At 45.2% G+C, this 11,712-nt stretch carries 10 protein-coding genes and 2 pseudogenes; 10 read left to right on the top strand and 2 right to left on the bottom strand.

Translation table 11 applies throughout. The annotated features are described in order from the left end of the window. Positions 1 to 159: 159 nt before the first annotated feature. The 5 genes and pseudogenes from O9300_RS07820 to O9300_RS07840 all read left to right on the top strand — a co-directional run. Positions 160 to 273, top strand: a pseudogene (locus O9300_RS07820) (zinc ribbon domain-containing protein); the annotation flags it as partial. Positions 274 to 283: 10 nt separating this feature from the next. Continuing rightward, a complete protein-coding gene (locus O9300_RS07825) occupies positions 284 to 478 on the top strand; it encodes a sulfate transporter (RefSeq protein ID WP_287971102.1) in 195 nt (64 codons plus the stop codon). A gap of 544 nt (positions 479 to 1,022) precedes the next feature. Next, the gene (locus O9300_RS07830) at positions 1,023 to 2,417 is read left to right on the top strand and encodes a DUF2252 domain-containing protein (RefSeq protein WP_287971103.1); all 1,395 of its coding nucleotides are present in this window, start codon (positions 1,023 to 1,025) and stop codon (positions 2,415 to 2,417) included. A gap of 433 nt (positions 2,418 to 2,850) precedes the next feature. Continuing rightward, positions 2,851 to 3,234 (top strand): DUF4346 domain-containing protein, encoded by a 384-nt coding sequence (locus O9300_RS07835; RefSeq protein WP_002747361.1) that lies wholly within the window; start codon positions 2,851 to 2,853, stop codon positions 3,232 to 3,234. A gap of 221 nt (positions 3,235 to 3,455) precedes the next feature. Next, a pseudogene (locus tag O9300_RS07840) lies at positions 3,456 to 3,548 on the top strand (DUF4346 domain-containing protein); the annotation flags it as partial. Between the two features lie 256 nt (positions 3,549 to 3,804). Here the strand turns inward: O9300_RS07840 and O9300_RS07845 are convergent. Further along, positions 3,805 to 4,668: a branched-chain amino acid ABC transporter permease gene (locus O9300_RS07845; protein ID WP_287731723.1), complete on the bottom strand. Its 864-nt coding sequence runs from the start codon at positions 4,666 to 4,668 to the stop codon at positions 3,805 to 3,807. A 270-nt stretch (positions 4,669 to 4,938) separates the two neighbouring features. Between O9300_RS07845 and O9300_RS07850 the strand changes: the two genes are divergently transcribed. Both O9300_RS07850 and O9300_RS07855 read left to right on the top strand, forming a co-directional pair. Continuing rightward, a complete protein-coding gene (locus O9300_RS07850) occupies positions 4,939 to 5,448 on the top strand; it encodes a pentapeptide repeat-containing protein (protein ID WP_002760385.1) in 510 nt (169 codons plus the stop codon). Then, on the top strand, positions 5,445 to 6,572 hold the full coding sequence (locus O9300_RS07855; protein WP_287971104.1) for a 5-(carboxyamino)imidazole ribonucleotide synthase: 1,128 nt from the start codon (positions 5,445 to 5,447) through the stop codon (positions 6,570 to 6,572). The genes O9300_RS07850 and O9300_RS07855 overlap by 4 nt, the downstream gene beginning before the upstream one ends. Before the next feature lie 165 nt (positions 6,573 to 6,737). Here O9300_RS07855 and O9300_RS07860 read toward each other — a convergent pair whose 3' ends face one another. Then, on the bottom strand, positions 6,738 to 7,676 hold the full coding sequence (locus tag O9300_RS07860; RefSeq protein WP_287971106.1) for an SGNH/GDSL hydrolase family protein: 939 nt from the start codon (positions 7,674 to 7,676) through the stop codon (positions 6,738 to 6,740). A gap of 82 nt (positions 7,677 to 7,758) precedes the next feature. Between O9300_RS07860 and O9300_RS07865 the strand changes: the two genes are divergently transcribed. From O9300_RS07865 to O9300_RS07875, 3 genes are all read left to right on the top strand, one after another. After that, a complete protein-coding gene (locus O9300_RS07865) occupies positions 7,759 to 7,893 on the top strand; it encodes a hypothetical protein (RefSeq protein ID WP_002736350.1) in 135 nt (44 codons plus the stop codon). A gap of 390 nt (positions 7,894 to 8,283) precedes the next feature. Next, positions 8,284 to 10,275 (top strand): DICT sensory domain-containing protein, encoded by a 1,992-nt coding sequence (locus O9300_RS07870; protein ID WP_287971109.1) that lies wholly within the window; start codon positions 8,284 to 8,286, stop codon positions 10,273 to 10,275. A gap of 162 nt (positions 10,276 to 10,437) precedes the next feature. Then, positions 10,438 to 11,643, top strand: coding sequence for an argininosuccinate synthase (locus tag O9300_RS07875; protein ID WP_002797600.1), 1,206 nt, complete (start codon positions 10,438 to 10,440; stop codon positions 11,641 to 11,643). Positions 11,644 to 11,712 lie beyond the last annotated feature (69 nt).

The following is an 11,712-nucleotide window of genomic DNA, read 5'->3' on the forward strand; positions in this document are numbered from 1 at the left end:
TGCCCATTTCTCCATTTTTTTGCTTACCTCCACCTTAATTCCTTCTTTCAAAACTATACCTATCAATCGTTTCCCTTTTTTTTAAGTTTCTTCTCTTTTTGTTAAGAAAGATCTGACTAATGGATAGCTTAATAAGGGGGGGCGGGGGGGCAAGGGGGGGGAGAGTCCGGCCTCTGGATTCTTAATGGAGACATTGAGAATCTAAGTTGTCTCGTTGAACAAGGAATTTCCGATAGTGATAGGTCAAGAATCCCCCGTCACAGCCTAGCTTGACGGTGGGAGTATGTCAAATCGAGAATTAATCGGTAGTGGTATTACTTTTGCCATGGCGCGGGTGAAGCAACATTTATATCACCAATTAAAAAAAGGAGACCTATCCGAGACGATCTCGACCGAACGTATTTATCCAACTCTAGAGGAAGCGATCGAGGCGTTTCATCATCGTAACCCACCCCCATCATCCCCTGCTCAAGACTGACACTTTCACCGCTCATTTCTAGACAATCTAGGGGGAAATTCTCGGTTCACAGACCTAAACTAATACTACCAAATCATCACCCAAAAAAATCAACAGAAAACTTCTTACAGAAGTCGGGCAAGGGGGAAATTTTCACCTTTAACCTGAAATAGGCACCCCTTTTCCCGACAAAAGAGCGAGATTTTAGCCCCTGGCTGAAGGCTGACCATTAGATAAAATTTTGTTACGAGCATTCCGCTAGCAATTTTTGAGCAAGATATAATCGAAATAGTAGGGCTGCCATTGGGCTAAAAGTTAAGCAAATTTAAGAGATAGCCATTCCAGAAAAAAATGTATCATCGATAATGTTGAGCTTCCCCGGATAAGAGGCGAGTGAAGATTAATTGTTGAACCGAGCATCAGAAGCTATCTCTACAGGAGGAAATGTTAGAAAGTTATCCAAGAAGGGGAACCATCAGTCTTGACTTATCTATTTCCTATTGCTTGTATTCATTTAGTCATCTAACAGCAAGGGATGTAATCTCATTCAGGGGAAAAAGTCGTTATGAACCACCAAATAGAAACCCCTATCCGGTCACCCTCTCAAGCTCGATTCCGTTCACGGGAGGAACGCATCCAGATCGGTAAATCCCTCCGGGAGCGATTGCCGCGTTCTCGCCACGCTATCTGGCAACCCCCCGCAGCTGGTCGAGAGCCGATCGAGATCATCGAAGCATCAAATCGAGGGCGATTACAGGAATTGATTCCTATCCGCTACGGACGGATGTTGCGGAGTCCCTTTACCTTCCTGCGCGGTTCCGCTGCTTTGATGGCCTACGATCTGGCCACCACTCCCAAAACCGACATTATCGTGCAGGCCTGCGGGGATTGCCACCTCTTGAACTTCGGATTTTTTGCCACCCCCGAACGCAATTTAGTCTTCGATATTAACGATTTCGACGAAACCCTGCCCGCACCTTGGGAATGGGATCTCAAGCGTCTAGTGGTCAGCTTTGTCATCGCCGGCAGGGATAGCGATCTATCCGATCGAGAATCGAAGGCAGCGGCGATCGATTGCGCTCGTTCCTATCGGGAACACCTGCGGGAATATTCTCGCCTCAGTCCCTTAGAGGTATGGTACACGCGCATAGGAGTAGAACAGGTGATCGAGATGGCTCCCGACGAAAAGACGCGCAAGATACGGGAACAGATGATGACAAAGGCCCGCGAGCGCATCATCGAACATCTCTACCCCAAGATCGTCACCCAAAGCGGGGGACGCAATCGCTTTGTCGATCAGCCGCCCATTCTCTACCATGTCAACGAACCGGATTGGGAGACTCTCGTGCGCGAGGGTCTGGAAGATTATCGCCAATCCCTGCCAGAGGAACGCCGGGTCCTGTTCGATCGCTACCAGTTAGAGGACTTTGCCCTGAAAGTGGTGGGCATTGGCAGTGTCGGCACCAGATGTTATATCGCCCTATTGTTCTCGGAAGATAACCATCCCCTCATCCTACAAGTTAAGGAGGCTTGCCCTTCGGTTCTGGAACCCTATACCGCCAAGAGCCAGTATGAAAATCAGGGACAACGGGTAGTTACAGGCCAGAGATTGATGCAATCCTCTAGCGACATATTTTTAGGCTGGACCCGGGGAAGAGGGGGCAACGACTTCTATTTACGGCAACTGCGGGATATGAAGTTTTCCCTACCGATTGAGGGAGTATCGGCCGTCCAACTGCAACGCTACGCCGAGTTCTGTGGCTGGACCTTAGCCCGCGCCCACGCTAAATCTGGAGACGCGGCCACTATTAGCGGTTATTTGGGGAAAGGAGATCAGTTCGATCTAGCCCTGGGCGAATTTGCGATCGCTTATGCCGAGCAGACAGAACGAGATCACGCCGCTTTGGTGGAAGCGGTCAAAACAGGACGGGTTGAGGCTTTGGTAGAAGAAAATTTATAGGGTTAAGCTCTCAGCCATCAGCCTGTTATTTTTCGACCATACATTATGGGCGCGAGCTTTGCGCCCCCACATTGCAGCTGGTATGATACCAAATCCGTTTTTAGACTAAATCCGGTTATTAAAGACTGATTATTTATTCCCCCTTTTGCCTCTTGCCTCTTGCCCTTTGCCTGTCCTGATATGTAGCCTATACTCAACGGATTTAGTATTAATAGTCCGATTAACTCTCAGGTTATGGATTGTTTCTCCCTCCTCCAGCGCTCCCCGCGCTCCTATACTTTTTAAACAGGATTTAGTATTATTGCTCAGTAGGTCAGATTTGCTCACAGAAAATACGGCCTATATCTACAAAATGCTCTAGAAAAAGGATGATGGTATGTGATATAATTTGCTCTTGCTTTCATCTACATATTTAAGTGATTTTGTCAAAAAAATGAGCGAATTAAAATCCCAAATCACAGCTATTGATCATCAACTTTCCAAACGTCCGATCGCTCTCGATCCCGCAGGATATTTTATTATTTATCTCGACCGAGAAGCTGGGTTAATCTGTGCCAAACATTACAGCAATATTATTAACGAAAAAGGTTTAGCCGTCGATCCAGAAACGGGAAAAGTTATCGGTGTTAGGCAAAAACTTGATCGCAATCCTGAGACTATTTACACCGCCAGGACTGCCAAAGAATTAGCCGTCAAAGTGATCGAAGAAACCCAACCTTGTCCCATTACTATGTTCGATCATGCAGCTTATTTAGGTCGAGAATTCACCCGCGCTGAATACGCTTTAATCACCGGGGAAGAATATATTCAGGATTAAAGATTGGGCTTTTCAGTAATCAGTAAACAGTAATCAGTAAACAGTAAATAGTAATCAGTAAATATAGCAGTTTTCCTCAGGATGAGGCATGGGCAAGGGGCTTAAGTCCTTTGTTGGCAAAACTTGTCGATACCTCAGGAACGTGAAAAGCCCTATAAATAACTTAAAACTTAAAACTTAAAACTTCAAACTTCAAACTTACATCTGATAACTGATAACTGATTACTATGTTCGATCATGCAGCTTATTTAGGTCGAGAATTCACCCGCGCTGAATACGCTTTAATCACCGGGGAAGAATATATTCAGGATTAAAGATTGGGCTTTTCAGTAATCAGTAAACAGTAATCAGTAAACAGTAATCAGTAAACAGTAAATAGTAATCAGTAAATATAGCAGTTTTCATCAGAATGAGGCATGGGCAAGGGGCTTAAGTCCTTTGTTGGCAAAACTTGTCGATACCTCAGTAACGTGAAAAGCGCTATAAATAACTTAAAACTTCAAACTTAAAACTTACATCTGATAACTGATAACTGATAACTGATAACTGATAACTGATAACTGATAACTGTTAAACCGTGCCTTTAAATAAACCTTGGGGACGGAATAATAACAGCAAGATCATAATTAATAAAGCCACGGCTAATTTATAATCAGAACCAATTAAGGGAACACTAATTTCTTGGGCAACACCAATAATTAAAGCCCCAGCAATCGCTCCGTAGGGATTACCAATACCACCTAAAATCACGGCGGCAAACATTGGTAAGATTAAAAACCAGCCCATATTGGGACGCACTCCCCCAGTAATTAACCCGAACATCGCTCCGGCTAAAGCAGTTAAAACTCCCGTAATTATCCATGTCCAGAAGACAACCCATTCGACGTTAATTCCGGTTACTCTAGCTAAATCGGTGCTGTCAGCTACGGCGCGCATCGCCTTACCGATCTTAGTTTTTTGCAATAACAAATGGAGGGCAATAATAACTATAATTGCCAAACCAATAACTAACAAGCGATCTAAAGCTACTTTAATCCCAAAAATTTCTGTAGCGGTCATCACAGGCAGATCGTAGCGTTGATTACTACCGCCCCAGATCATTAAAATACCATTGCGAAGAAATAAAGCCAAACCGATCGAAATAATAATTAAAGTGGTAGAATCAGCCCGTCGATCGCGCATAGGTTTCCATAATAATCTCTCGGCAATGAGCATGGCAATAGCTGTCACCGCTGCCCCCACCAGCATCGCTAACCAGAGATTAATCCCTTGAGCATTTACCACCCAAGTTATGTAAGCACCCAAAGTCATAAAATCGCCGTGGGCAAAATTAGACAGACGCAAAATGCCACAGGTAAGGGTTAACCCAACAGCAGCCAGAGCAATAATACTGCCGACGGCTAAACCATTGAATAAAAGTTGCGGTGTATCCATCAAACCTCTTGTATAAATCAGAAATTGTCCTTAGAAATAGAAGTCAGGAGAGAGAAAATGAATTAACTTTTGTCTTTTACTTTATTTAGCTGAAAACTGGGGGCCCGTGGCTTAAATATTTTTGTTTAGACCAAATTGCATGGCAGTATAAGCCTAGACAGCCATTATAAAGGTTTGTGTGCCGGCAATTTCTGGCGGCCAGCGGAAAGCTGACGGCTGATGACTTACTGCTATAAAATCAAGAATGCCCACTGATGGAATTTGCCGCCAATGAAGACTATCTTTCGATTAGCGATCGCTTTTTTTGCCTTACTATTTATCCTATCTCCTGTCAATGCCTTAGCTGCCAGTTCTGCTGCTGTCACAGGAGCCAATGCCAGTTATGAAAACCAGAATCTGACAGGAAAGGATTTTTCGGGACAAAATTTGCAATCTGCCCAATTTACTAACGTTAATCTCCAAGATTCTAACTTTAGTTCTGCCGATTTGCGCGGGGCAGTGTTTAACGGAGCCTCTATCATCGAAGGCAACTTTCATGGAGCGGACTTAACCAATGGGTTAGCCTATCTGAGTACCTTTAAAAATTCCGATTTAAGCGATGCCATTTTTGCCGAAGCGATCATGCTGCGTACCATTTTCGAGGGAGTAAACATCAACGGTGCTGATTTTAGTTTTGCAGTGCTTGACGCTCAACAAATCAAAAATCTCTGTGAAAGAGCCGAGGGTGTCAACTCAAAAACCGGCGTCTCTACCCCGGAATCTTTAGGATGTGATCAATGATGCAAACAAGGGTTGGTGTTATTGGTGGTGGACAATTAGCTTGGATGATGGCACAGGAAGCCAAGAAATTAGGCATTTCTCTAATTGTACAAACACCAAACCCCGACGATCCCGCCGTTGCTTTAGCTGACGGGGTTGTCTTCGCAGAAATAGCTGACGTGGAAGGCACAAAAAAACTAGCTCAACATTGTGATCTGATCACTTTTGAAAATGAGTTTGTTAATTTAGATGCCCTAGAAGAATTAGCGGCCACAGGAGTGAAATTCTATCCTAGTTTGGCAAATCTGCGCCCCCTATTGGATAAATACGAGCAAAGATGTTATTTACGCTCCCTAGGGTTGCCTGTGCCTGATTTTTGGGCAATAGATAATTTATCCCAACTAGAAAATTATCCTTTTCCGCTAGTGCTGAAAGCGCGACGACAGGGTTATGATGGTCAAGGAACCTTTATTATCCGCACTCCTGAAGAATTAAACGCCAAAAAGCGGCAATTAGAGCGTCTTGACTTGATGTTAGAAGCTTATATTCCCTACGAGCGCGAATTAGCCATCGTTGCCGCTAGGGGATTAACCGGGGAAATCGTCACCTATCCCGTGGTGGAAACCCATCAAGAGGAGCAAGTCTGTCACTGGGTGATTGCTCCCGCCGCTCTTAACCAATCATTACAGGCTCAAACCGAACATATCGCCCATCATCTGTTAAGTAGTTTGTCGGCGGTGGGTGTTTTCGGGATGGAATTATTTGTCACTTCCCAGGGAGAGGTATTGATTAATGAAATCGCTCCCCGTACCCATAATTCGGGTCATTACAGCCTCTCTGCCTGTCTTACCTCGCAATTTGCCCTACAACTGCAAGCAGTGGCTAATTTGCCCCTTGGAGCCACGGATTTAAAATCTGCCGGGGCAGTCATGGTTAATTTATTGGGTTTTGAGGATAGTGACGGCGATTATGGCGAAAAAAGAGCAGTTTTAGCGGCAATTCCAGACGCTCAGGTTTTTTGGTATGGTAAAAAATCCCGTCCCGGTCGAAAATTAGGCCATGTCACCCTGTTAAGGGATACAAGCGATCGCTCCAAGTTATCGGATCTGGCAAAGCAGATAGAAAAGCTTTGGTATGGTTGTTAGGGAAGTGGGGGTGTGGGGAAGTGGGGAAGTGGGGAAGTGGGGAAGTGGGGAAGTGGAGCATTTGGCTGAAATTTCCCTAAACCCCTAAACCCCTAAATCCCTATCACCCTGACTCCTGAACCCTGAATCCTGCTCCCAGCAAGAAACTTTTTCAGTAAATCCTAATTAAAAGACATTTTTGATGGCCTCGGTCAGTTTTTGACTAATTAACTCGTTACCGTCTCGACTAAGATGAATATTATCGATATAGAGGGAATCAGGAGTAGGATGGGCTTGAAAAATGGGCAGAAAATCTAGATAAAAAATCTGCTGGTTGCTGGTGAAATCCGCTAGTCTTTGACGGGCTTTTAATTCATAATCTCGCCCCTGTTTTTGAGCTTCGCGAATGAGGGGGGTAATAGCGATAATTAAACGGGCTTGATTAGCCTGAGCAAGGGCTTGAATTTGGGCAAGAGCGGTTAAATTATTGCCCACTCGATCGCCTCCTTCTTGCACCGGTGGTAGGGGAGGATAACGCTTAAAATATCGATCGTACAACTCGATTAAAGCTAAAGCCGGCCGGCGAGCGGGATAATTAATTTCTCGTCCCACCACCGCCGAACTAGGAGCTAAAGCGAACAGATCATCGGTGTTCATTAATAACACAATCACCTGGGATTCAAAGGTGCCGAAACGTCGGAGATAGGCCGATTGATTGCGCGGTCCCCAAGAATTAGCCGAAGCATTGAGAACTTCCACTGAACCCGTCAGATTTTGGCCTAAATTTTTGGCAATTAAAGCAGCAATGGTCTCTTTTTGATCTGTCCACCAGGAGCCATTAGCGATCGAATCACCGATTAACATGATTCTCGTCGTCTCTGGGGGCCGTTGAGGTGTAATCGGATCGCTCCGCATCGAATACTGATTAACGGCGATAAGATTGGAAAAACGGCGCGTTTGTTGATTAGGAGCCAAAAGATAGCCAATTTCGGCATCAGCTTCGTAAATAAGCGGATTACCGAACCCGAAGACAATTCTTAAAATAGCCTCAAGGAAAAGGGCAAGGGCGAAAAGAACGCCTAGAATGATTAAAGACAGCCGAATGATACCAATTTCTAATAACACGGATAGATGAGAGTTCGCTAATTTATGATCCTAAAGTGTCTCATACTTTCTACATCCATCTCATGAAAAGGAGTTAAGGGCAATGTCAGACTTAAATCGTGGCATCATGAAATTCGAGGGGGCCGATAAACCAGCAGTAGTGGCGATCTCGTCTATTATCGTTATCGGTAGTATTATTGCTCTGATCCTTTGGGCAATGAAAGTCGCCTACATCTAGTTAGGGTTTGCGGCAAAAAGTTTCTCGTGGGGGCAGGGTGTAGGGTGTAGGGTGTAGGGTGTAGGGTGTAGGGTTTTACCCATTTTCATCTGGTAAATTACCTAATTTTCAGGGAAAAAGTCCCTAAATTTTCCCCCCGATCCCTCCAATGGCGGGTACTTTTTGATTTCCCAAAAGTCTAAAAGTCTTACCCAACAAGGTTTAGATTTATTCAGCAACGTCTAGTTAGCTAGAATAATTTCGCTCACTTTTGGCATCACTCGGTTTAAATTTCTTGACGTCACGATCTCACCTCTTGTCCCCTTGAGCCTGTAGGATAGGGTCAAGGGAGAAATTGCTAGTTCCCTCTATCGCGCTTGCTAGTTACACCCGACTCGAAACAGATCATCGATGAGCAGATCAACTTCTGTTTTAACAGAACTGTTGCAGTTACTCCCCCAATGGCGATCGCAGATGTACTTCAAAGCATCCCTGACCGCGCTATCCCACGCCATGGAGGATCAGGTTTTAGCGGAAGACGATCAACCGTTAGTGATTGCCAGTTTTCAGCGTGAGCGCTTTTATCGTCAAGAGGCCCATCGCTATCGACGCATTGCCCACAAAAGCGGGCAAGTTTATGTTTTGTCGGCCCCAGAAACCGATTTTAAGCATAGTTCCGACATTTACGAGACGATCGCTTTTCAACCAGAGGACAGTTTAGCCCAAGAATGGCATCTAGTGGTTATCGGTGGCCATTATGCTAGTTGTTTAATCTGTCGGGAACGAACCCATCTGACAGCAAAGGGGGAAAATGGGGCAGCTATGGATAATAATCGCCGTTTTGAGGGGCTTTGGACGAGCGATCGCCATGTGAGTCAACAGGCCGCCCAAATTCTTTTAAATCATATTCTCGATTATCGTCCCGAACTAGCGGAGAAAATTAGGCGCGCTCAAGAAGAATACCTGATCTGTGAACTGACGGACAGGGATCATCAAGAGGAACCAGATCCCTTTGTCCAGCGATTGGTCACTTATTTGCAAGCCGGACAGTATAAACTGCTGAAAGCCAATCGTTCCTTGGCATCGAAAGAACACAAGGAAAGACTGATCAACTCGGTGACAGCCTCGATCCGTCGTTCCCTCGATCCGGAAGCTATCCTACAGGTGGCAGTGCAGAAATTGGGGCAGGGATTGGGAGTCTGTCGCTGCGTGGTCTATCGTTGTAAGGAAGCCGACATTAACGCCACCATCGAACACGAATTTTTAAACTCCGGCATTAGTTCCATCAAAGGACAAAAATGGCCACTGAAAAATAATCCTCTTTTTCAGGAAGTGCTGGAATTGAGAGAATCCCTGAAAATCGAAGACGCTATTCACGATCCCCGTCTCCCCGGCGATTCCATTCAAAATCTCGTGCGGGAATGTTCCATCTATTCCTGGTTATTAGTACCGATTTTTTACCAAAGTCGTCTCTTGGGAATGTTGGAACTGCATCACTGTGGACCCTATACCACCACTTGGAAAAGCGAGGATGTCGCCCTTGTGGACGCGGTGGCCACTCAAATCGGAGTCGCCCTCATTCAAGCAGAAGCCTACGCTAATTTACAGGATTTAAATGAACAATTAGCCGCCCTCGATCGCACTCGTTCTAATTTAGTCGCCATAACCGGCCACGAATTACGCACCCCCCTCTCCACCATTCAAGTCTGTCTAGAAAGTTTGGCCTCGGAACCGGATATGCCAGCAGAAATGCGCCAAATTATGCTTGATACTGCCCTGAAAGATGCGGAACGAATGCGTAAATTAATCCAAGATTTTTTAACTCTTTCCAGGTTAGAAAGTGGCCGGGTTAATTGGAATCCCGAAGCTTTATCCTTATCGGAATGTGTGGAATTAGCCATCAGTCACGTTCACTCCCGCAATCTCGACAACGAAAATCCAAAAATTAGCAATCTTGTCCCCCCTAATCTGCCCTTTGTTTTAGCCGATGGCGAGTGGTTAGTGGAATTACTTTCCAAACTTCTCGATAATGCCTGTAAGTTTACCGGTCGCGAGGGAAATGTCTCGATCGAAGTCGCTTCGGGAAAGCCAAAAACTCTAGAAGTAACCATTTCTGACACTGGACGTGGGATCGAACCCAATCGTTTAGAACAGGTTTTCGATCGCTTTTACCAAGAGGAGGGGGCCCTGCGACGCAGTGCCGGGGGAACCGGTTTAGGACTGGCTATCTGTCGTCAGATCGTTAATGGTTGGGGCGGCGAAATTTGGGCAGAATCCCAGGGCAAAAATAACGGCAGTCAGTTTCATTTTACTATTCCAATATTTAAAGATAAAACTAACGATAATCCCAAAAATACCGCTCCGAAAAAATCCTCCCGTCGTCCTGCCAGTAAACGTAAATAGCGGCTGGTTGCCCGTTTAGTTTTGGCTCTTTGCTCGTGACTTCCTATTCCTTTTCTTCATCAAAAACTAAACAAAAAAGCATTAAAAAAGAAGCATCAAATCCCCAGGATATATAATAAAATTAAAAGAGTAATCAATTAGTCGTTTTTAGGTGAAAAAATTATGGGACGCGCCAAGAGAGTGGTTTTAGCTTATTCCGGAGGAGTCGATACTTCCGTCTGTATTCCCTATCTCAAACAGGAATGGGGAGTAGAAGAAGTGATTACCCTAGCCGCCGATTTAGGACAGGGAGACGAATTGGGACCAATTCAAGAAAAGGCTCTGCGCTGCGGAGCGATCGAATCCTTAGTCGTCAATGCCCAGGAAGAATTCGTCAAAGAATACGCTTTTCCCTCAATTCAAGCTAATGCCCTGTACGAAAATCGTTATCCCCTTTCTACCGCCCTGGCTCGTCCTTTAATCGCTAAATTATTAGTAGAGGCCGCCGAGAAATACGGGGCCGATGCCGTCTCTCACGGCTGCACCGGCAAAGGTAACGATCAGGTGCGTTTTGATGTGGGCATTATGGCCCTCAATCCTAGCTTAAAAGTTCTCGCTCCCGCCAGGGAATGGGGCATGAGCCGGGAAGAAACCATCGCCTACGGGGAAAAATTCGGGATTGAGTCTCCCGTGAAAAAATCCTCACCCTTTAGTATCGATCGTAACCTGTTGGGGCGCAGTATTGAAGCCGGTCCCTTGGAAGATCCGATGACGGAACCCCCGGAAGAAATCTATTTAATGACCAAAGCGATCGCCGATACTCCCAACGAGCCGGAATACGTCGATATTGGTTTTAATCAGGGAATTCCCGTCAGTTTAAACGGAGAAAATCTCGCTCCCGTCACGCTAATTAGTCAATTAAATGACCTAGTGGGTAAACACGGTGTTGGTCGGTTAGATATGATCGAAAACCGGGTAGTGGGAATTAAATCCCGAGAAATTTACGAGGCCCCGGCTTTATTAGTTTTAATTGACGCTCACCGGGACCTAGAAAGTTTGACTTTAACTGGAGATGTTACCCAATATAAACGGGGAATTGAAGATACCTACGGACAGTTAATTTATAAAGGATTGTGGTACAGTCCCTTAAAGGAAGCGATCGATGCTTTTATCCTCAAAACCCAAGAACAGGTAACGGGATCGGTGCGAGTGAAACTGTTTAAAGGTAACGCTAAAGTGGTCGGTCGTCAGTCAGTCAATTCTATCTATTCTCCCGATTTAGCTACCTACGGAGCCGAGGATCAATTTGATCATAAAGCTGCCGAAGGTTTCATCTATGTTTGGGGATTACCCAGCAAAGTTTGGGCTGAAAAAACTAGAGGGAAGTAATCAACAATCCTCCCCTAAGTAAGTGGGTTTTAATTCAGATCCTCCCAAGGTAGGGTTAATTCATGAATT

It is taken from the genome of Microcystis sp. LE19-195.1E (genome assembly GCF_027532095.1).
In the GTDB taxonomy this organism is placed as follows: domain Bacteria; phylum Cyanobacteriota; class Cyanobacteriia; order Cyanobacteriales; family Microcystaceae; genus Microcystis; species Microcystis aeruginosa.

What these genes read in the sequence shown, in the direction of transcription:
- O9300_RS07825 (WP_287971102.1), top strand. Translation starts at nt 284, where the DNA reads ATGTCAAATCGAGAATTAATCGGTAGTGGTATTACTTTTGCCATGGCG.
- O9300_RS07845 (WP_287731723.1), bottom strand. Translation starts at nt 4,668, where the DNA reads ATGGATACACCGCAACTTTTATTCAATGGTTTAGCCGTCGGCAGTATT.
- O9300_RS07850 (WP_002760385.1), top strand. Translation starts at nt 4,939, where the DNA reads ATGAAGACTATCTTTCGATTAGCGATCGCTTTTTTTGCCTTACTATTT.
- O9300_RS07855 (WP_287971104.1), top strand. Translation starts at nt 5,445, where the DNA reads ATGATGCAAACAAGGGTTGGTGTTATTGGTGGTGGACAATTAGCTTGG.
- O9300_RS07830 (WP_287971103.1), top strand. Translation starts at nt 1,023, where the DNA reads ATGAACCACCAAATAGAAACCCCTATCCGGTCACCCTCTCAAGCTCGA.
- O9300_RS07865 (WP_002736350.1), top strand. Translation starts at nt 7,759, where the DNA reads ATGTCAGACTTAAATCGTGGCATCATGAAATTCGAGGGGGCCGATAAA.
- O9300_RS07835 (WP_002747361.1), top strand. Translation starts at nt 2,851, where the DNA reads ATGAGCGAATTAAAATCCCAAATCACAGCTATTGATCATCAACTTTCC.
- O9300_RS07875 (WP_002797600.1), top strand. Translation starts at nt 10,438, where the DNA reads ATGGGACGCGCCAAGAGAGTGGTTTTAGCTTATTCCGGAGGAGTCGAT.
- O9300_RS07870 (WP_287971109.1), top strand. Translation starts at nt 8,284, where the DNA reads ATGAGCAGATCAACTTCTGTTTTAACAGAACTGTTGCAGTTACTCCCC.